This window comes from Micromonospora auratinigra, from assembly GCF_900089595.1.
GTDB lineage: Bacteria > Actinomycetota > Actinomycetes > Mycobacteriales > Micromonosporaceae > Micromonospora > Micromonospora auratinigra.
Window position 1 is genome coordinate 5347850 of the sequence record NZ_LT594323.1, and the last position, 19536, is coordinate 5367385.

Genomic DNA, 19536 nt, shown 5'->3' on the forward strand with positions numbered 1-19536 from the left:
TCGCGAACGAAGGGCGGCGCTGGTGACCACGCCGAGGGAGGCCGCGGCGGCGGTGGTGGACCCGGAGATCCGGGTCATCACCATCGACGAGTTGGGCATCCTGCGGTCGGTCGACGAGGACCCGGACACCGGCCGGGTCGTCGTCACCATCACCCCCACCTACACCGGCTGCCCGGCGATGGACGTGATCCGGGCGGACATCCGCCGCGCGCTCGCCGCCGCCGGCCACCCGGACGCCGAGGTGCGCACCGTGCACGCCCCGGCGTGGAGCACCGACTGGATCACCGAGGGCGGCCGGGCCAAGCTGGCCGCCGCCGGCATCGCCCCGCCCGCGCCCGTCGCGCGCGGCGGCAACGTGGTGCCGCTGACCCTGGCGGTCCGCTGCCCGCGCTGCGGCTCACCGGAGACCGAGCAGGTCAGCCGCTTCGGTTCCACCGCGTGCAAGGCCCTCTGGCGCTGCCGCGCCTGCTCCGAACCCTTCGACCACCTGAAGGCGCTGTGACTGTCACCATCACCCGCCCGGTCCGCCGCCGGCCGGCCTTCCACCCGCTCCCCGTCGTCGCCGTCGACCGGCTCACCGACGACGCCGTGGCGATCACCTTCGGCGTGCCGGCGGAGCTGCGGGAGACCTTCGCGTTCTCCGCCGGCCAGCACCTGACCGTGCGGCGTCCGACCGGTTCGCCCGGCGAGGACGGCGCGGACGTGCGGCGGTCGTACTCGATCTGCTCCACGCCGGACGAGCTGGCCCGGCACGGCCGGCTGCGGATCGGGGTGCGGGAGATCCCCGGCGGCGCGTTCTCCGCGTTCGCCTGCGGGGCGCTGCGCGGCGGCGACACCGTCGAGGTGCTGCCCCCGCTGGGGCACTTCACCACGGCCTTCGCGGCGGACCGGGTCCGCAGCTACGGCGCGGTGGTCGCGGGTTCCGGCATCACGCCGGTGCTCGCGCTGGTCGCCACCGCGCTGGCCGTCGAACCGGCCAGCACCTTCACCCTGGTGTACGGCAACCGCACGGCGAACTCGGTGATGTTCGCCGAGGAGCTGGCGGACCTGAAGGACCGCTACCCGACGCGGCTGCACCTGGTGCACGTGCTCTCCCGGGAGCAGGGCGAGTCGCCGCTGCTCTCCGGACGGATCGACGCCGAGCGGCTGACCCGGCTGCTGGACACGATCGTCCCCGGGGACAGCATCGACGAGTGGTTCCTCTGCGGCCCGTACGGGATGGTGGTGGACGCCAAGGCGGTGCTGGCCACCCGGGGGCTGCCGGAGTCGGCGGTGCACACCGAGCTGTTCCACGTCGACGCGCCGCCGGAGCCGGTGCGCCGCCCGTCCGACGAGCCGGGTGCCGGCGCCGAGGTGACGATCGTGCTGGACGGGCGGTCGTCGAGCTTCACCATGGGCCGTGACGAGCGGGTGCTGGACGCCGCCCTGAAGGTCCGCGGCGAGCTGCCGTACGCCTGCAAGGGCGGGGTCTGCTCGACCTGCAAGGCGAAGGTGGTCTCCGGCGAGGTGACCATGGCCCGTAACTACGCCCTGGAGCCGGACGAGGTGGCCGCCGGGTACGTGCTCACCTGCCAGTCCAGCCCCACCACCGACAAGCTCACCGTCGACTACGACGCCTGAGCGCGGTCAGCGGTTCGGACCGAGGCAGAGCAGGTACCTGTCCGACCGCTGCCGCTCGGTGTAGCTGGCGACCACGCCGGAGAACCGCGCGCACGCCGCGTCGCCGGTGGCGTCGTCGACCCGGCCGACGACGACGTAGCCGGCGGCCGGGTCGCCGCAGTCGACCACGCTGACGCTCGAACGGGTGACCAGGTCGGTCACCTTCACGCAGTCGCCGACGGCGGCGTACGCGGGATCGTCGGCGATCGACCAGCGGACGACGGCGACGAGGGCCACGGGTACGAGGAGGCCGAGCGCGGCGGCCCGCCGGAACACGGGCCGGCCCGGCACCGCCGGCGTGCCCGGGGCACCCGGGTGCGGTTCCGCCAGACGGCCGAGGCGGACCCGGGTGACGAGGTTCCCGAGCAGGACCAGCGGCGTGAGGATCATCGAGGCGGCACCCCACCAGCCCTGGTAGAGCGTGTCTGCGGTCATGTCGCGGCAGACCGCGATGCCACAGGACCGGCAGAACGGCCCACGTCGGCTCAGCATGCGCCAGACGAGGACGAAACCCTGGTGCCCGCGCAGCGTCGCCTTGATGGCGGGCGCGGATCCGCAGTACCGGCAGGTGAGGGTGTCGACGACGGGTGCGGGGGCCGCGGCCGGCGGCGGTGGGTCGGCGATCGGTGTGGTCACGGCTCTTCCTTGTCGCGGGGAGGGAGACCGCACGATAGGGGAAGATCGTCGGTCGCGTTGTCCCGCCGAGGGCAACCGCCGCGAGGAATCCGCCGGGACGTGTAGAACATTTCGTTCTACACTCGCTCCATGGAACAGATCCCAGTACGGGAGCTCAACCAGCACACGAGCAGGGTGCTGGCACGGGTGCGTGCCGGCGAGACAGTTGAGGTGACCGACCGGGGTGAGCCAATTGCCCGGCTGGTCCCGGTCCTCGCGGGCGACGCGCTTCTCGGTCGCCTGGTCGCGGAGGGTCGCGCGACCGCACCGACGTCGGCCGGGCCGGTGCCGATGCCACCGGTGCTGGGTGATCCCTCGGTGGACGTCGCGGCCGTCCTGGCGAAGGTGCGGGACGAGGAGCGCTGGTGATCTATCTCGACTCGGCGGCGGTCATCAAGCTGCTCCGGCGCGAGGAGGAGACGCCTGATCTGATCGCCTGGCTCGACGGCCACGCCGGAGCGCCGCTCGTCTCGTCCGCCCTGGTCGAGGTCGAGGTGCCGCGAGCCCTGCGGCGCGCCGCACCGCAGGCGCTGGTCGGCGTGCCGTCGGTGCTGGGGCGGCTCTACCGGGTCGAGATCGACGCGGGCGTTCGCGCGGCGGCGGGGGCGTATGCCGAACCCCTGCTGCGCAGCCTGGACGCCATCCACCTCGCCACGGCGGAGATCCTGGCCCGTCAGGCGGGCACCGACTTCGTCGCGTTCGTCACCTACGACCGGCGGCTGCTGGACGCCGCGAAGGCGGCCGGTCTCGCCGTGGCCAGCCCCGGAATGAACTGAGCCGGGCGGTGGGGTGCTCGTCACCGGGGGTGGAGTGCCGTGTCGGCGCCGCGACGGGCGACGTAGGCTCGATGGCGTGACGGTGAGCCGGGAGATCGACGACATCCTGCAGCGCGGCGCGGACGGCGGGCGGATCACGCCCGAGGAGGCCCTGCTGCTCTACACCGAGGCGCCCTTCCACGCGCTGGGCGAGGCGGCGGACGCGGTGCGCCGCCGGCGCTACCCGGACGGCATCGTCACGTACCTGATCGACCGCAACATCAACTACACGAACGTCTGCGTGACGGCGTGCAAGTTCTGCGCCTTCTACCGTGCGCCCAAGCACAAGGAGGGCTGGACCCACCCGACCGAGGAGATCCTGCGCCGCTGCGGCGAGGCGGTCGAGCTGGGCGCCACCCAGGTCATGCTCCAGGGCGGCCACCACCCCGACTACGGCGTGGAGTACTACGAGGAGCTCTTCTCCTCGGTCAAGAAGGCGTACCCGCAGCTCGCCATCCACTCGATCGGTCCGAGCGAGATCCTGCACATGGCCAAGGTCTCCGGCGTGAGCCTGGACGAGGCCATCGCCCGGATCAAGGCCGCCGGCCTCGACTCGATCGCGGGCGCCGGCGCCGAGATGCTGCCGGACCGGCCGCGCAAGGCGATCGCGCCGCTGAAGGAGTCGGGCGCGCGCTGGCTGGAGGTCATGGAGCTGGCGCACCGGCAGGGCCTGGAGTCGACCGCGACCATGATGATGGGCACCGGCGAGACCAACGCCGAGCGGATCGAGCACCTGCGCATGATCCGGGACGTACAGGACCGCACCGGTGGCTTCCGGGCGTTCATCCCGTGGACCTACCAGCCGGAGAACAACCACCTGAAGGGCCGCACCCAGGCCACCACCCTGGAATACCTGCGGCTGGTCGCGGTGGCCCGGCTCTTTTTCGAGACCGTGCCGCACCTGCAGGCGTCCTGGCTCACCACGGGCAAGGACGTCGGCCAGCTCGCCCTGCACATGGGCGTCGACGACCTGGGCTCGATCATGCTGGAGGAGAACGTGATCTCCTCGGCCGGCGCCCGGCACCGGTCCAACCTGCACGAGCTGATCGGCATGATCCGCACGGCCGGCCGGATCCCGGCCCAGCGCGACACCCTCTACAACCGGCTCGCGGTGCACCGGACGCCGGCCGACGACCCCAGTGACGAGCGGGTGGTCTCGCACTTCTCCTCGATCGCCCTGCCGGGTGGTGGCGTCGGAAAGTCACTGCCGCTCGTCGACGCCCGCTGAGCGGGTCCGGACACCGACGCCCATCGCCCGACGGCGGTGGGGCGTCACCGTCGGTTGATCGCCGCCGGTGAATTTCCGGTGGACGAAGAGTGACGCCTGCTGCCGTCCTGAACTGGCCGGACGTCGGAGCCGGCGGGGGCCGTAGATCTCGAATTGGTTACCGTTTGTGTCCGCCGGCCGGGTGTCCGGGGATAGCAAGACGCATCAATTCGGGCAAACATTAAGCCGTTCTTAGCCGCACTGCTCAACCCGCCCGATCGCGGGGGTGGCGAGGCCGATCGGGGACCGCTAACGTCCCCGCCCGTACCTTTCCTTGACCCCACGGGGGGAACTCTCCATGATCTTCCGTAACCGCGCGCTGGCGTACGCCGGCACCGGCGTCGCCGGGATCCTGGCCGCGGGCCTCTTCGCCGCGCCGGCCGTGGCCGCCGAGCCGGCCGACCTGGCCATCGAGGCGACCGGAACCACCATCGCGGTGGGCGCGCCCGGCAAGACCGCGACCGTCTCCCTGCTGAACAAGAGCAAGGTGGACGCCACCAAGGTCCTGGTGGGTCTGGACATCAGCAAGCTGGACACCACCAAGGTGGACATCGACGAGAACGGCTGCAGCCCGCGCGAGGACGGCCTGATCCTCTGCGGCATCGAGGGCGACGTCCTCCGGGCCGGCGCGGACATCGACTGGGCCTTCCCGCTGACCCGTAAGAACGGCTCCGTCGGTGACGCCGGTGAGATCAGCGCGATCATCCTGCACGACGGCGAGGACCCGGACGAGTCCAACAACGAGGTGACCGTCAAGGTCAAGGTCGAGGGCACCGGTGCCGACCTGACCGTGGTGGCCCCGGACATCGACCGGGAGATCTCCGACAAGGACGCCCTGGAGAGCGACACCCCGAAGGGGAGCCCGCTGAACCCGGGTGACGACACCGTCGCGGTCGCGTACGTGGAGAACCAGGGTGACCGGCCGGTCGCGACCATCAAGGTCGAGATGCTGCTGCCCAAGGGCGTGACGTTCGGCAGCATCCGGACCGAGGAGTGCGGGTTCTCCAGCGACCGGCGCAAGTTCACCTGCTCCGCCGATGTCGAGCTGGCCCCGAAGGCCTGGCTCGAGGTCGTCCTCCCGGTGACGGTCGCCAAGGGCGTCAAGGCGCCGGCCACCCTGACCGGCGGCACCGTCACGGTCGAGTCGCTGGGTGAGGCCGTCGCCGCGGGCGACACGGCCAAGGCCACCAAGGAGCTGCCGTCCTTCCTGCGCAAGGTGACCCGCTCCGGGCCGCAGAAGCGCAGCGAGGTGGACGCGAGCGACAACACCGACGGCTTCGGCGTGATGGTGACGCCGCTGGCCGGTGGTTCCGGCGGTGGTAACGGCGACAACGGCGGTGGCCTGCCGGTGACCGGCCCGCAGGCCGGCCTGATCGGTGGCGTCGGCGCGGTCGTGCTGGCCGCCGGTGCCGCGATGTTCATCGTCTCGCGGCGGCGCCGGGTGCTCCTGGTGACGCCGGGCGACGAGAAGTCGACCAACTGAGGCTCGTCCTCCATCGGCCCATGAGGGCCGTTCACATAACGCACGGCAGCAGGGGCGGGATGGTCCACCATCCCGCCCCTGCTGTGTCCACCGTCCGGACGGGACGGACGACGTTCCGGGCAGCGCCCCTGGCGTGCTGTGACGTCGCTCCGGTACCGTCCCTTCGTTCCGCAACTTCGCGTACGTCCCTTACCCCGGGGGATCCATGACCTTCTTCCAGCGCTCACACCTGGCGCGGGCGGGTGCCGCAACCCTGCTCGCCGCCGGGCTCACCGCGGTCGGCACTCCGGCCCACGCCGACACGCCCGACCTGGCGCTCGCACCCCTCAGCACCAGCGTGGCCAGGGGCGTCGACGCGGCCCGGGCCAAGCCGTTCAAGTTCACCGTCACCAACCCGGGCAGCTCCACCGCCAAGGACGTCACCGTCCTGGTGGAGGTGGACCGGCTCAAGCTCAAGCGGGTCGGCTTCGTGATCCCGGACGGCTGCACCCCGGTCGCCGACGGCTCGAAGTTCCAGTGCCTGCTCGGCGACCTGCCCGCCGGCACCAGCGAGGACTTCGGCATTCCGCTGTTCAGCACCGGCAAGAAGGGTGACGGCGGGGTGCTCTCCGTCGGCGTCGGCACGCCGTCCTCCCCGCTGACCGACGACGACATGATCGAGGTGCCGGTCCAGGTGACCGCACCCGGCTACGACCTCACCTCCTGGGTGCAGGACATCCAGGACAACGTGGTGGTCGACGGCGCCCAGCAGAGCGAGCCCGACCTCAAGCCGGTCCGGCGCGGGAAGACCGTGCCGCTCGACTGGGCGGTCTACAACGATGGCAGCCGGAAGGCGACCGGGATCACCTACGGCCTCACCCTGCCGGCCGGCGTCAGCTTCGTGCAGACCCCGCAGGGCTGCGTCCAGCAGGAGATCTTCGGCAAGGCCCAGCTGCTCTGCGAGGACTCCGGTGTGGTGGTGCGCCCCGGCGAGTACTACACCGCCGACGTGACGGTCCGGGTGGGTGACGACGTCACCGAGCCGGTGCTGCACGAGGGGGACCTCTTCGCGTACGGGCTGGACCAGGCCGAGGGCCCGGCGGACGAGGACCCGAAGGCGGCCGGCCCGGCCCAGCGGCGCGCCTTCTCGGAGGTCGACGAGCAGGACAACCACACGATCTTCGAGGCGTTCGTGGACCTGTCCGCCCAGCCCAGCCCGACCCCGAGCGGTACGCCGACGGCGACCCCCACCCCGACGGCGACCCCGACCGGCACCCCCACCGCCGGCCCGGCCCCGAGCGGCACGCCCACCCCGGGCGGCGGCTCCGGTGGCGGCGGCGGCCTGCCGGTGACCGGTGTGCAGGCCGGTCTGATCGGTGGCATCGGCGGGGCGGTCCTGCTGGCCGGCGCGGTGCTGATGATCCTCTCCCGGCGGCGCAAGGTGGTCGTGGTGACCCCGGGCGACGAGAAGTCCGGCGACTGAGGCAACCGGTTCGATCGAAGGGCGTCGGTGGCGTGACCACCGGCGCCCTTCGGCGTACCCGGGCGGGGGCGGCCGCGGGGCGGCTGGCAGAGTGGAGGGGTGAGCCGTACCCCGCAGGGCCAGCGCGCCAGCCTGGACAAGCAGCCGCACGAGGTCGCCGCGATGTTCGACGGGGTGGCGGCCCGCTACGACCTGACCAACACCGTGCTGTCGTTCGGGCAGGACCGGTCCTGGCGGCGGGCCACCCGGGCGGCGCTCGGGCTGCGCCCGGGCGAGCGGGTGCTGGACGTGGGCGCGGGCACCGGGGTCTCGACCGAGGAACTGGCCCACTCCGGGGCGTACGCGGTCGGCGCCGACCTGTCGCTGGGCATGCTGCACGCCGGCAAGCGGACCCGCCCGCAGGTGCCGCTGCTGGCCGGGGACGCCCTGCGGCTGCCCTTCGCCGACGCCAGCTTCGACGCGGTGACCATCTCCTTCGCGCTGCGCAACGTCAACGACACCGACGCGGCGCTGCGCGAGCTGGCCCGGGTCACCCGGCCGGGCGGCCGGCTGGTGGTCTGCGAGTTCAGCACCCCGGTCAACCCGGCGTTCCGCACCGTCTACCTGTCGTACCTGATGCGCTCGTTGCCCGCGGTGGCCCGGGCCGTCTCCAGCAACCCCGACGCGTACGTCTACCTGGCCGAGTCGATCCGCGCGTGGCCCGACCAGCCGGCGCTGGCGGCCCGCATCGGCGCGGCCGGCTGGGGCCGGGTGGCCTGGCGGAACCTCACCGGGGGCGTGGTCGCGCTGCACCGCGCGATCCGGGACTGACGCACCCGGCAACCGCCCGATTTCGGGAATATCTCCTTTACGTCCATTTCGCACCGTAGGCTCGCCCCCATGACGGGAGCAGAGCAGCCGACCACGGACGACGACGCCGCGGAGCTCATCGCCCAGCTGCGCGAGCTGGCCGGCGCGGATCCCGCAGACGTCCGACAGGTGGTGGCCGAGGTGCTGGCCGCGCTCGACCGGGCCGCCGGCGGGGCGCTGCGCGAGCACCTGCCCGAAACGATCCGGACCGATGCCGGCCTGGGGCCTGCGCACGCCTCCCACCCGTGACCTCCGGGGTCTCTCCGACCGGCAGGTTTCCGGGAAGTTAGGTACCCCTCACCGCCTACTGGTATGACCCCGGTCATAGACTCCAACCCGATCGGCTTGTGAAGCATTTCACGAGCATGCGGGAGGAGGCGCAGATGACCGCGGTGGAGAACGACGCCGACGTGATCGTCGTGGGCGCCGGTCCCGGAGGATCGGCGACCGCGTACCACCTGGCGCGGCACGGCGTACGCGTGCTGCTGCTGGAGAAGACCGAGTTTCCCCGGGAGAAGGTCTGCGGCGACGGGCTGACCCCCCGGGCCGTGCGGCAGCTCGTCCGGATGGGTGTGGACACCTCGCCCGAGGCCGGCTGGCTGCACAACAAGGGCCTACGGGTGATCGGCGGCGGGGTACGCCTGGAACTGGACTGGCCCGACCTGGCCAGCTTCCCCAACTACGGCCTGGTCCGTACCCGGCTCGACTTCGACGACCTGCTCGCCCAGCGGGCGGTGGCCGCCGGGGCGAAGCTGCGGACCGGCGTGAACGTCCTCGGTCCGGTGCTCGACGCCGACGACCGGGTGATCGGGGTGCAGGCCGAGGTGGGCCCGGACAAGGAGCCGGCCACCTTCCACGCCCCGCTGGTGGTGGCGGCCGACGGCGTGTCCGGCCGGTTCCCGCTCGCCCTCGGGCTGGCCAAGCGGGAGGACCGGCCGATCGGCGTGGCGGTCCGCCGCTACTACCGCTCGGCGGCCAAGCACGACGACGACTACCTGGAGTCCTGGCTGGAGCTGCGGGCCAAGGGCAACGACGCGCTGCTGCCCGGCTACGGCTGGATCTTCGGCCTCGGTGACGGCCGGGTCAACGCCGGCCTGGGCGTGCTCAACTCCTCGGCCGCGTTCGGTAAGACCAACTACCGGCGGCTGCTCACCGACTGGTTGGCGAACACCCCCGAGGACTGGGGGATGACCGACGAGACCAACGCGGAAGGGCCGATCCTCGGCGCCGCGCTGCCGATGGGCTTCAACCGGGTCCCGCACTACACCCGCGGCGTGCTGCTGGTCGGCGACTCCGGCGGCATGGTCAACCCGTTCAACGGCGAGGGCATCGCGTACGCGATGGAGTCCGGCGAGCTGGCGGCCGAGGTCGCGGTGCAGGCCCTCGCCCGGCCGGCCGGCGCGGAGCGGGAGCGGGCGCTGATGGCGTACCCGCAGGAGCTCAAGGCGCGCTTCGGCGGCTACTACCGGCTCGGCGGGATCTTCGTGAAGCTCATCGGCCGGCCGGAGGTCATGCGGATGGCCACCAAGCACGGCATGCCGCACCCGATGTTGATGCGCTTCGTGCTCAAGCTGCTGGCCAACCTGACCGACCCGCGTGGCGGGGACGCGATGGACCGGGTCATCAACGCGATGACGAAGGTGGCCCCGGCCGTGTAGGCCACCCGGGCAGCGGTCCCGGGGGCGACGGCGCCCCCGGCCGACAGAGATCGACCCCCGCCGACCGAGGTCACGAGGGACGTGAATAGTGTGATTTTCGCCAACCACCGAGGTCAGGGAAGGACGAGCAGGAGACCACGATGACGCTCTCTCCTTACGCACCGATCATCGGGCTGTTCGCCCTCGCCGCGGGCTTCTCGCTGTTCTCCGTGGCCGCCGCCCGATTCGCCGGTCCCCGGCGACTGAACAAGGCCAAGCTCGAGGCTTACGAGTGCGGCATCGAACCGAGCCCGCAGCCGGTCGGCGGCGGCCGGTTCCCGATCAAGTTCTACCTGACGGCGATGCTCTTCATCGTCTTCGACATCGAGATCATCTTCCTCTACCCCTGGGCGGTGTCCTTCGACGCCCTGCCGATCTTCGGCTTCGTGGAGATGGTCCTGTTCATCGTCGCGGTCTTCGTCGCATACGCCTACGTCTGGCGGCGCGGCGGCCTGGACTGGGACTGAGGGAGGTACGGCAGATGGGCATCGAGGAGAAACTTCCCTCCGGCGTCCTGCTCACCACCGTCGAGAAGCTGGTCAACTGGTCGCGGAAGTCGTCCGTCTGGGGCGCCACCTTCGGCCTTGCCTGCTGCGCCATCGAGATGATGGCCGCCGGTGGCCCGCACTACGACATGGGTCGTTGGGGCATGGAGGTCTTCCGGGCCTCGCCCCGGCAGGCGGACCTCATGATCGTGGCCGGCCGGGTCAGCCAGAAGATGGCCCCGGTCCTGCGCCAGATCTACGACCAGATGGCCGAGCCCCGCTGGGTGCTCTCCATGGGGGTCTGCGCGAGCAGCGGCGGCATGTTCAACAACTACGCCATCGTGCAGGGCGTCGACCACGTCGTGCCGGTCGACATGTACCTCCCGGGCTGCCCGCCCCGGCCCGAGATGCTGATCGACGCGGTGCTCAAGCTCCGCGAGAAGATCATGTACGAGCCGCTGGGCCCGAACGGCCGCAAGATGCTGGAGGCCCGCAAGGAGCGCGGTGACGTTCCCGTGGTCCCGTACGGCTCGATGCCGTCGTCGTACCGCAGCGACAAGGCCCGGCGGGCCGAGTGGACCCGGGCGGTCCGCGAGGGTCGCGAGGAGCAGTTGCGGATCGAGAACTGGATGAAGGCGCAGAACCACCTCCACGTGCAGGGGGGTCCCAAGTGAGCGCGAGGAGTGCAGCGAAGCGGAGCCCCGCAGTCGCGAACGGAGGGCAGGCGCGGTGACGGCACCGAACGACAGGACCACCGACGGGGGCGTACCGGTACCGGTCACCCCCGCCGGGGCCAGCAGCACCGCACCCGCCGAGCACCCGCCGGCCACCCCGGCCGGGCGGGGCATGTTCGGCAACCAGGGCAGCGGGGACGTCTCCGGCTTCGGCGGCCTGGTCCGTCAGCGCACGCCGATCGAGGAGGCCTCCCGGCCGTACGGGAGCTACTTCGACGACGTCCGGGACGCGCTGGAGGAGGCGTACCCCGAGTTCGGCGAGGCGATCGAGAAGGTCGTGGTGGACCGGGGCGAGCTGACCCTGCACGTCCGTCCCGAGCGAATCGCCGAGGTCTGCCAGGTGATGCGTGACGACCTGGCGCTGCGCTTCGAGCTCTGCTCGTCGGTGTCCGGGGTGGACTACCTGGGCGCGGACGCCCGCCGGCTGCACGTCGTCTACCAGCTCACCTCGATGACCTACCGGCGTCGGGTGCGGCTGGAGGCCGCGGTCTCCGCCGAGGACCCGCACCTGCCGAGCGTCACCGCCGTCTACCCGACCGCCGACTGGCAGGAGCGGGAGACGTACGACATGTTCGGCATCGTCTTCGACGGCCACCCCGCCCTCACCCGGATCCTCATGCCGGACGACTGGGAGGGGCACCCGCAGCGCAAGGACTACCCCCTCGGGGGCGTGCCTGTCGAGTACAAGGGCGCGGAGATCCCCCCGCCGGACAAGCGGAGGTCTTACCAGTGAGCGCGAGGAGTGCAGCGGAGCGGAGCCCCGCAGTCGCGAACGGAGGGCAGGCGCGGTGACCACGTCGAACTACGCGACCGAGCGCGAGACCACCGAGGGCAAGGTCTTCACCGTCACCGGCGGGGACTGGGACCAGGTCGTCTCCGGCACCGACCCGATCAACGACGAGCGGATCGTCGTCAACATGGGTCCGCAGCACCCGTCCACGCACGGCGTGCTCCGGCTGATCCTGGAGCTGGAGGGCGAGACGGTCCGCGAGGCCCGCTCGGTCATCGGCTACCTGCACACCGGCATCGAGAAGAACCTCGAGTACCGCAACTGGGTCCAGGGTTCCACCTTCGTGACCCGGATGGACTACCTCTCCCCGCTGTTCAACGAGACGGCGTACTCGCTCGCGGTGGAGAAGCTGCTCGGCATCACCGACGACATCACCGAGCGCGCCACCACCATCCGGGTGCTCATGATGGAGCTGAACCGGATCTCGTCGCACCTGGTCTGGCTGGCCACCACCGGCATGGAGCTGGGCGCGATCAACATGATGCTGTACGGCTTCCGCGAGCGGGAGTACATCCTCGACATCTTCGAGACCATCACCGGCCTGCGGATGAACCACGCGTACGTGCGGCCGGGCGGGGTGGCGCAGGACGTGCCGGAGGACGCGATCCGCAAGATCCGCGACTTCCTGAAGCTGCTGCCGAAGAAGCTCAAGGAGTACGAGAATCTCCTCTCCGGGCAGCCGATCTGGATCGAGCGCACCAAGAACGTGGCGGTGCTCGACGTGACGGCCTGCCTCGCGCTGGGCGTGACCGGTCCGGTGCTCCGCTCGGCGGGGCTCGCCTGGGACCTGCGCAAGACCATGCCGTACTGCGGGTACGAGACGTACGAGTTCGACGTCCCGACCCACCCCGACGGCGACGTCTGGGGCCGGTACGAGGTGCGCCTCGCCGAGATCCGCGAGTCGCTGAAGCTGGTCGAGCAGGCGGTGGACCGGCTGGCCAAGCCGGGCCCGGTGATGGTCGCCGACAAGAAGATCGCCTGGCCGGCGCAGCTCGCCATCGGCGTCGACGGCATGGGCAACTCGCTGGAGCACGTCGCCAAGATCATGGGTCAGTCGATGGAGTCGCTGATCCACCACTTCAAGCTCGTCACCGAGGGCTTCCGGGTCCCGCCGGGCCAGGTGTACGTCGGCATCGAGTCGCCCCGTGGCGAGCTGGGCGTGCACGCGGTCTCCGACGGTGGCACCCGGCCGTACCGGGTGCACTACCGGGAGCCGAGCTTCGTCAACCTCCAGGCCCTCCCGGCGATGGCCGAGGGCGGCCTGATCGCCGACGTGATCGCCGGTGGCGCCTCGCTGGACCCCGTGATGGGTGGATGTGACCGATGAGCGTTTTCACTGAAGAGACCCGGGGTCGGGCGCGGGAGATCATCGCCCGGTACCCGGCGGACCGGTCCCGCTCGGCGCTGCTGCCGCTGCTGCACCTGGTCCAGTCCGAGGAGGGCTACGTCTCCCCGGCCGGTGTCGAGTTCTGCGCCGAGGTGCTCGGCCTGAACAAGGCCCAGGTCGGTGCGGTGGCCACCTTCTACACCATGTACAAGCGCAAGCCCACCGGCGACTACCTGGTCAGCGTCTGCACCAACACGATGTGCAACGTGCTGGGCGGCCAGGAGGTCTACGACACCCTGGCCGAGCACCTGGGCGTCGGGCACGACGAGACCACCGCCGACGGGAAGATCACCCTGGAGCACGCCGAGTGCCTGGCGGCGTGCGACTACGGCCCGGTGATGACGGTCAACTACGACTTCTTCGACAACATCGAGCCGCAGGCCGCGCTCGGCGTCGTCGAGGAGTTGCGGGCCGGCGGCCGGCCGATGCCGACCCGGGGTGCCCGGCTCTGCACGCTCAAGGAGATGGCCGTCCAGCTCGCCGGCTTCGCCGACGAGCGCGAGGGCGCGGTGGCCGACGGCGGGCCGGGCGAGCCGAGCCTGCGCGGTCTGCGCCTGGCCGAGCAGCACGGCATCGCGGTGCCGGGCTTCGACCCGAACACCCCGATCCGCAGCAAGGCCGAGGCCGACAGGGCCGCCGCCGAGGCCAAGGCGAAGGCCGATGCCGCCAAGCCGGCCCCCGCCGCCGAACCGGCCAAGCCGGCTCCGGCCGCCGAACCGGCCAGGCCCGAGGCGGTCACCGGCAGCACCGCGCCGGACGTGAAGGCGCCGGACGACAAGTCGCCGCAGGTGCGTACCGCCGAGACCCGGCAGCCGGACGCGGGCACCGCGGTGCCGGACGCCCCGGGCAGCAAGGTCCCGGTCGACACCACCGCGCCGTCGCCCCGCGACGCGCAGGCGGCCGAGGCCGCCGGCACGGCCGCGAACGCGCCGGCCGGGGACGGCAAGCCGGCCGGCGACGAGGCCGGGGCGCAGCAGCGCAACCTCAAGGAAGCGGAGGCCGGGGCGGGCGCCAACGGCGCGGGCCCGGCGGTCGCGAGCGAAACGGGGGTCCAGAAGTGACCACTCCTCGGCCGGAGACGCTGGCCAAGCTGACGCCGGTGCTGACCAAGCGCTGGCTGTCGCCGGACGCCTGGCGGATCGGCACCTACGAGAAGCTGGACGGCTACGCCGCCCTGCGCAAGGCGGTCAAGGCCCACCCGGACGACCTGATCCAGCTGATCAAGGACTCGGGGCTGCGCGGCCGGGGCGGCGCGGGCTTCCCGACCGGTCTCAAGTGGGGCTTCATCCCGCAGGGCGACGGCAAGCCGCACTACCTGGTGGTCAACGCCGACGAGGGCGAGCCGGGCACCTGCAAGGACCTGCCGCTGATGACGCACGACCCGCACTCGCTGGTCGAGGGCGTCATCATCGCCTCGTACGCGATCCGGGCCAACCGGGCGTACATCTACATCCGCGGTGAGGCGGTGCACGCCGCCCGACGGCTGCGCAACGCGGTCCAGGAGGCGTACGCCAAGGGCTACCTCGGGCGGAACATCCTCGGCTCCGGGTTCGACCTGGAGCTGGTGGTGCACTCGGGCGCCGGGGCGTACATCTGCGGTGAGGAGACCGCGCTGCTGGACTCGCTGGAGGGCTTCCGGGGCCAGCCCCGGCTGCGCCCGCCGTTCCCGGCGACCCACGGCCTGTACGCCAGCCCGACCGTGGTCAACAACGTCGGCACCATCGCCAGCGTCCCGTACATCGTGCTGGGCGGCGCCGACTGGTGGAAGACCATGGGCACGGAGAAGTCGTCCGGTCCGATGATCTACTCGCTCTCCGGCCGGATCGCCAACCCCGGCCAGTACGAGGCCTCGATGGGGATCACCCTGCGCGAGCTGATCGAGCTGGCCGGCGGCATGCAGCCCGGACACGAGCTGCGGTTCTGGACCCCGGGCGGGTCGTCCACGCCGCTGCTCACCGCCGAGCACCTGGACGTGCCGCTGGACTTCGAGGGGGTGGCGGCGGCCGGCTCGATCCTGGGCACCACGGCCACCCAGATCTTCTCCGACCAGGACTGCCCGGTCTACGCGACCTACCGGTGGCTGGAGTTCTACCACCACGAGTCGTGCGGCAAGTGCACCCCGTGCCGCGAGGGCAACTACTGGATGGTCCGGGTCTACCGGCGCATCCTCGCCGGCCAGGGCACCCACGAGGACCTGGACACCCTGCTCGACACCTGCGACAACATCCTCGGCCGCTCGTTCTGCGGCCTGGGTGACGGTGCGACCAGCTCGGTGACCTCGTCGCTGAAGTACTTCAAGCAGGACTACCTCGACTACATCGAGGGACGTACCGCACCGAAGCTGTCGGACAAGCAGCTGGTGGGAGCGCACTGATGACCGACGTAGCCAAGCAGACCGAGACCGTCACGCTCACCATCGACGGCGTCCAGGTCACCGCCCCCAAGGGGGCGCTGCTGATCCGGGTCGCCGAGCAGTTGGGCACCGAGATCCCCCGGTTCTGCGACCACCCGCTGCTGGCCCCGGCCGGCGCCTGCCGGCAGTGCCTGGTGGAGGTGGAGGGCCAGCGCAAGCCGGTCGCCTCCTGCACCCAGACCGTCGCCGACGGCATGGTGGTCCGCACCCAGCTCTCCTCTCCGGTCGCCAAGAAGGCGCAGGAGGGGGTAATGGAGCTGCTGCTGATGAACCACCCGCTCGACTGCCCGATGTGTGACAAGGGCGGCGAGTGCCCGCTGCAGAACCAGGCGATGTCCACCGGCCGCACGGACTCGCGCTTCCACGAGCACAAGCGGGAGTACCCGAAGCCGCTGCCGATCAGCACCCAGGTGCTGCTCGACCGTGAGCGCTGCGTGCTCTGCCAGCGCTGCACCCGGTTCTCCGAGGAGATCGCCGGCGACAAGTTCATCGACCTGATGGGCCGGTCGTCCGCCGAGGAGATCAACATCTACCGGGACGACGCGTACGGCGCGGAGTCCGGTGAGGACAGCGGGGACGTCCCGTTCAACTCCTACTTCTCCGGCAACACCGTGCAGATCTGCCCAGTGGGCGCGCTGACCGGATCGCAGTACCGGTTCCGGGCCCGCCCGTTCGACCTGGTCTCCAGCCCGAGCGTCTGCGAGCACTGCTCGGCCGGCTGCGCCCAGCGCACCGACTGGCGGCGCGGCAAGGTGCTGCGCCGGCTGGCCGGCGACGACCCGGCGGTGAACGAGGAGTGGAACTGCGACAAGGGCCGCTGGGGCTTCCAGTACGCCCGGGCCTTCGACCGGCTCAGCACCCCGCTGGTCCGCGACGAGACGACCGGTGAGCTGCGCGAGGCCTCCTGGAGCGAGGCGCTCACCCGGGCCGCCGAGGGGCTGCGCGCGGCCCGGGACGGCGAGCACGGCACGGCGGTGCTCACCGGCGGCCGGCTGACCGTCGAGGACGCCTACGCGTACGCCAAGTTCGCCCGGGTCGCCCTGCACACCAACGACATCGACTTCCGGGCCCGGCCGGTCTCCCGCGAGGAGGCCGACTTCCTGGCCAGCAACGTCGCCGGGGTGACCGACACGACCTACACGGACGTGGAGAACGCGCCCGCGGTGGTGCTGGTCGGCCTGGAGCCGGAGGAGGAGTGCCCGATCCTCTTCCTGCGGCTGCGCAAGGCGTACCTGAAGAAGAAGCTCACCGTGTACGCGATCGCGCCGTTCGCCACCCGCGGCCTGGAGAAGCTCGGGGCCAAGCTGGCCCGGGTGGTGCCGGGCGAGGAGGCGTCGGTGCTCGCCGAGCACGCCACCGTGGCCGAGGCGCTCAGCCAGCCGGGGGCGATCCTGCTCGTCGGCGAGCGGCTGGGCGCGGTGCCCGGCGGCCTCTCCGCCGCGGCGGACGTGGCCCGGCGTACCGGGGCGAAGCTGGCCTGGGTGCCGCGGCGCGCGGGTGACCGCGGCGCGGTCGACGCGGGCTGCCTGCCCAACCTGCTGCCCGGCGGCCGGCTGGTGACCGAGCCGGCGGGCCGCGCCGAGCTCGGCGAGGCCTGGGACATCCCGGCCGGGGTCATCCCGAGCCAGGCCGGTCGGGACACCGACGCCATCCTCACCGCGGCGGCCGACGGCCGGCTCGGTGCCCTGGTGGTGGCCGGTGTCGACCCGGCCGACCTGGCCGACCCGCGGTTGGCCGAGGCGGCCCTCGACGCGGTGCCGTTCCTGGTCAGCCTGGAGTTGCGGATGAGCGCGGTGGCCCGCCGGGCCGACGTGGTCCTCCCGGTCGCGCCGGTGGTCGAGAAGGACGGCAGCTTCCTGGACTGGGAGGGGCGGCTGCGTCCCTTCGACGCCGTGCTGGAGACCGAGTCGATGACCGACGGTCGGGTGCTCGACGCGCTCGCCGCGCAGCTCGACGTCGCGCTCGGCACCGGCGACGTGATGAGCGTCCGGCGGGAGCTGGGCGCGCTGCCGCCGACCCGGGTCGACCGTCCGGGCGCGCCGGCCGTCGAGCCGGTGGCCGTCCCGCAGCCCGGTGCCGGGGAGGCCGTGCTGGCCACCTGGCACCAGCTGGTCGACCTGGGCAGCCTCACCGACGGCGACGAGGACCTCGCCGGCACCGCCCGTCCGCCGGTGGTCCGGCTGGGCAAGGGCACCGCCGAGGCGCTCGGCGTGGCCGACGGCGACCCGGTGACCGTGGGCACCGACCGCGGTGCGGTCACCCTGCCGGCGGCGCTCACCGAGATGCCGGACGGCGTCGTCTGGCTGCCGACCAACTCACCCGGCTCGACCGTACGGCGCAGCCTCGGCGCGACGTCCGGCGCGGTCGTCAAGGTCTCCGCCGGCGCGGCCGTCCCGGCCGCACGGGTCGCCGCGGACGAGGCCGGTCGCCCGGGTCCGCTCCTCAACGCTGGGGGTGTTCAATGAGCACGGTCCTCGCGGCCGCGCAGGATCCGACGCTGGCCGACTTCGGCAAGGACCCGTGGTGGCTGGTCCTGATCAAGATCGTCTTCGCCTTCGTCTTCGGCCTGCTGGCCACGCTGCTCGGCGTCTGGTTCGAGCGCCGGGTGGTCGGCCGGATGGCGGTGCGGCCCGGCCCCAACCAGGTCGGCCCGTTCGGCCTGCTGCAGACCCTGGCCGACGGCCTGAAGATGGCCTTCAAGGAGGACATCCTCCCGAAGGCCGCCGACAAGGTCGTCTACTTCTTCGCGCCGACCATCTCGGTGATCTGCGCGGTCACCGCGCTGTCGGTGGTCCCGTTCGGGCCGAAGGTCAGCATCTTCGGGCACTGGACGCCGCTCCAGGTCACCGACGTGTCGGTGGCGGTGCTGGTGCTGCTGGCCTGCTCCTCGATGGGCATCTACGGCATCGTGCTCGGCGGCTGGGCCTCCGGCTCGACCTACCCGCTCCTCGGTGGCCTGCGCTCCAGCGCCCAGATGATCTCGTACGAGGTCGCCATGGGGCTGAGCATCGTGGCGGTCTTCATGACCGCCGGCACGATGTCCACCAGCGGGATCGTCGCCGCCCAGGCGCACGGCTCGAAGCTGGACATCCTCGGCGCGAACGTGACCGCCCCCGGCTGGTACGCGATCCTGCTCCTGCCCAGCTTCATCATCTTCTTCATCGCCACGGTCGGTGAGACCAACCGGGCGCCGTTCGACCTGCCCGAGGCGGAGTCGGAGCTGGTCGCGGGCTTCATGACCGAGTACAGCTCGCTGAAGTTCGCGCTCTTCATGCTCTCCGAGTACGTCTCGATGGTGACCATGTCCGCGGTCACCACGACGCTCTTCCTGGGCGGCTGGCGGGCCCCGGCCCCGATCACCACCTTCTGGGCCGGCGCCAACTCCGGCTGGTGGCCGATGCTCTGGTTCTTCGGCAAGGTGCTGATCCTGGTCTTCGTCTTCGTCTGGCTGCGGGGCACCCTGCCCCGGCTCCGGTACGACCAGTTCATGCGCTTCGGCTGGAAGGTCCTGCTCCCGATCAACCTGGTCTGGATCCTGGTCCTGGCCGGGCTGCGCTCGATCGAGGACTGGGACCGGCCGCAGCGGCTGCTGGCCACCGGCATCGGCGCGGGCGTCCTGCTGCTGGCGACGCTGCTCTGGCCGAGCCGCAAGAAGGAGCCGAAGCCGACCCCGCAGGAACAGGCCAACAGCCGGCCGCACGGCAGCTTCCCGCTGCCCCCGATGGACCTGCAGGTACCACCGAGCCCGCGCACCAAGCGCGTGGTCGCCGAGCGGGAGCCGGCCAACGTCGTCGCCGGCTCGGACTCCAGGGAGGTGTGA

At 71.7% G+C, this 19536-nt stretch carries 19 protein-coding genes; 18 read left to right on the plus strand and 1 reads right to left on the minus strand.

Features of this window, described 5'->3' with window-relative positions; translation table 11 throughout:
- Positions 1-22: 22 nt before the first annotated feature.
- Entirely contained in the window at positions 23-502 is a 480-nt protein-coding gene (gene paaD / locus GA0070611_RS24210; protein WP_091668632.1) for a 1,2-phenylacetyl-CoA epoxidase subunit PaaD, read from the plus strand.
- Positions 499-1620, plus strand: coding sequence for a 1,2-phenylacetyl-CoA epoxidase subunit PaaE (gene paaE / locus GA0070611_RS24215; RefSeq protein ID WP_091668635.1), 1122 nt, complete (start codon positions 499-501; stop codon positions 1618-1620). The genes paaD and paaE overlap by 4 nt, the downstream gene beginning before the upstream one ends.
- 6 nt (positions 1621-1626) lie before the next feature.
- On the opposite strand, the gene GA0070611_RS24220 is transcribed toward paaE, so the two are convergent.
- The gene (locus tag GA0070611_RS24220; protein WP_091668637.1) at positions 1627-2295 is read right to left on the minus strand and encodes an LppU/SCO3897 family protein; all 669 of its coding nucleotides are present in this window, start codon (positions 2293-2295) and stop codon (positions 1627-1629) included.
- Between the two features lie 129 nt (positions 2296-2424).
- Between GA0070611_RS24220 and GA0070611_RS24225 the strand changes: the two genes are divergently transcribed.
- The 16 genes from GA0070611_RS24225 to nuoH all read left to right on the plus strand — a co-directional run bounded on the left by GA0070611_RS24225 (position 2425) and on the right by nuoH (position 19536).
- A complete protein-coding gene (locus GA0070611_RS24225; protein WP_091668641.1) occupies positions 2425-2703 on the plus strand; it encodes a type II toxin-antitoxin system Phd/YefM family antitoxin in 279 nt (92 codons plus the stop codon).
- Complete coding sequence (locus GA0070611_RS24230; protein ID WP_091668643.1) at positions 2700-3110, plus strand: type II toxin-antitoxin system VapC family toxin; 411 nt, start codon at positions 2700-2702, stop codon at positions 3108-3110. Before GA0070611_RS24225 ends, GA0070611_RS24230 begins: the two co-directional genes overlap by 4 nt.
- Positions 3111-3186: 76 nt before the next feature.
- Positions 3187-4377 carry a cyclic dehypoxanthinyl futalosine synthase gene (mqnC, locus tag GA0070611_RS24235; protein WP_091668647.1) on the plus strand — a complete coding sequence of 397 codons (1191 nt, stop codon included), beginning with the start codon at positions 3187-3189 and terminating at the stop codon, positions 4375-4377.
- Between the two features lie 337 nt (positions 4378-4714).
- Positions 4715-5899: a hypothetical protein gene (locus tag GA0070611_RS24240; protein ID WP_091668650.1), complete on the plus strand. Its 1185-nt coding sequence runs from the start codon at positions 4715-4717 to the stop codon at positions 5897-5899.
- Positions 5900-6104: 205 nt separating this feature from the next.
- Positions 6105-7361, plus strand: a complete 1257-nt coding sequence (locus GA0070611_RS24245; protein ID WP_091668653.1) for an LPXTG cell wall anchor domain-containing protein — start codon at positions 6105-6107, stop codon at positions 7359-7361.
- Between the two features lie 99 nt (positions 7362-7460).
- Complete coding sequence (locus GA0070611_RS24250) at positions 7461-8171, plus strand: demethylmenaquinone methyltransferase (protein ID WP_091668655.1); 711 nt, start codon at positions 7461-7463, stop codon at positions 8169-8171.
- 69 nt (positions 8172-8240) lie between these two features.
- Positions 8241-8459 (plus strand): hypothetical protein, encoded by a 219-nt coding sequence (locus tag GA0070611_RS24255; RefSeq protein WP_091668657.1) that lies wholly within the window; start codon positions 8241-8243, stop codon positions 8457-8459.
- Positions 8460-8593: 134 nt separating this feature from the next.
- Positions 8594-9868 carry a geranylgeranyl reductase family protein gene (locus GA0070611_RS24260; protein WP_091673392.1) on the plus strand — a complete coding sequence of 425 codons (1275 nt, stop codon included), beginning with the start codon at positions 8594-8596 and terminating at the stop codon, positions 9866-9868.
- A 140-nt stretch (positions 9869-10008) separates the two neighbouring features.
- Positions 10009-10374 (plus strand): NADH-quinone oxidoreductase subunit A, encoded by a 366-nt coding sequence (locus GA0070611_RS24265; RefSeq protein WP_091668660.1) that lies wholly within the window; start codon positions 10009-10011, stop codon positions 10372-10374.
- A 14-nt stretch (positions 10375-10388) separates the two neighbouring features.
- Positions 10389-11066 (plus strand): NuoB/complex I 20 kDa subunit family protein, encoded by a 678-nt coding sequence (locus GA0070611_RS24270; RefSeq protein WP_091668663.1) that lies wholly within the window; start codon positions 10389-10391, stop codon positions 11064-11066.
- A 55-nt stretch (positions 11067-11121) separates the two neighbouring features.
- A complete protein-coding gene (locus tag GA0070611_RS24275; protein WP_091668666.1) occupies positions 11122-11859 on the plus strand; it encodes an NADH-quinone oxidoreductase subunit C in 738 nt (245 codons plus the stop codon).
- Between the two features lie 55 nt (positions 11860-11914).
- On the plus strand, positions 11915-13243 hold the full coding sequence (locus tag GA0070611_RS24280; RefSeq protein ID WP_091668670.1) for an NADH-quinone oxidoreductase subunit D: 1329 nt from the start codon (positions 11915-11917) through the stop codon (positions 13241-13243).
- Entirely contained in the window at positions 13240-14364 is a 1125-nt protein-coding gene (gene nuoE, locus GA0070611_RS24285; protein ID WP_091668673.1) for an NADH-quinone oxidoreductase subunit NuoE, read from the plus strand. The genes GA0070611_RS24280 and nuoE overlap by 4 nt, the downstream gene beginning before the upstream one ends.
- A complete protein-coding gene (nuoF, locus tag GA0070611_RS24290; RefSeq protein ID WP_091668676.1) occupies positions 14361-15677 on the plus strand; it encodes an NADH-quinone oxidoreductase subunit NuoF in 1317 nt (438 codons plus the stop codon). The genes nuoE and nuoF overlap by 4 nt, the downstream gene beginning before the upstream one ends.
- On the plus strand, positions 15677-18181 hold the full coding sequence (locus GA0070611_RS24295) for an NADH-quinone oxidoreductase subunit G (RefSeq protein ID WP_091668678.1): 2505 nt from the start codon (positions 15677-15679) through the stop codon (positions 18179-18181). The genes nuoF and GA0070611_RS24295 overlap by 1 nt, the downstream gene beginning before the upstream one ends.
- Positions 18178-19536 (plus strand): NADH-quinone oxidoreductase subunit NuoH, encoded by a 1359-nt coding sequence (nuoH, locus tag GA0070611_RS24300; protein ID WP_091668681.1) that lies wholly within the window; start codon positions 18178-18180, stop codon positions 19534-19536. Before GA0070611_RS24295 ends, nuoH begins: the two co-directional genes overlap by 4 nt.

What these genes read in the sequence shown, in the direction of transcription:
- GA0070611_RS24225 (WP_091668641.1), top strand. Translation starts at nt 2,425, where the DNA reads ATGGAACAGATCCCAGTACGGGAGCTCAACCAGCACACGAGCAGGGTG.
- GA0070611_RS24240 (WP_091668650.1), top strand. Translation starts at nt 4,715, where the DNA reads ATGATCTTCCGTAACCGCGCGCTGGCGTACGCCGGCACCGGCGTCGCC.
- GA0070611_RS24245 (WP_091668653.1), top strand. Translation starts at nt 6,105, where the DNA reads ATGACCTTCTTCCAGCGCTCACACCTGGCGCGGGCGGGTGCCGCAACC.
- GA0070611_RS24255 (WP_091668657.1), top strand. Translation starts at nt 8,241, where the DNA reads ATGACGGGAGCAGAGCAGCCGACCACGGACGACGACGCCGCGGAGCTC.
- GA0070611_RS24260 (WP_091673392.1), top strand. Translation starts at nt 8,594, where the DNA reads ATGACCGCGGTGGAGAACGACGCCGACGTGATCGTCGTGGGCGCCGGT.
- GA0070611_RS24265 (WP_091668660.1), top strand. Translation starts at nt 10,009, where the DNA reads ATGACGCTCTCTCCTTACGCACCGATCATCGGGCTGTTCGCCCTCGCC.
- GA0070611_RS24270 (WP_091668663.1), top strand. Translation starts at nt 10,389, where the DNA reads ATGGGCATCGAGGAGAAACTTCCCTCCGGCGTCCTGCTCACCACCGTC.
- nuoE (WP_091668673.1), top strand. Translation starts at nt 13,240, where the DNA reads ATGAGCGTTTTCACTGAAGAGACCCGGGGTCGGGCGCGGGAGATCATC.
- GA0070611_RS24295 (WP_091668678.1), top strand. Translation starts at nt 15,677, where the DNA reads ATGACCGACGTAGCCAAGCAGACCGAGACCGTCACGCTCACCATCGAC.
- nuoH (WP_091668681.1), top strand. Translation starts at nt 18,178, where the DNA reads ATGAGCACGGTCCTCGCGGCCGCGCAGGATCCGACGCTGGCCGACTTC.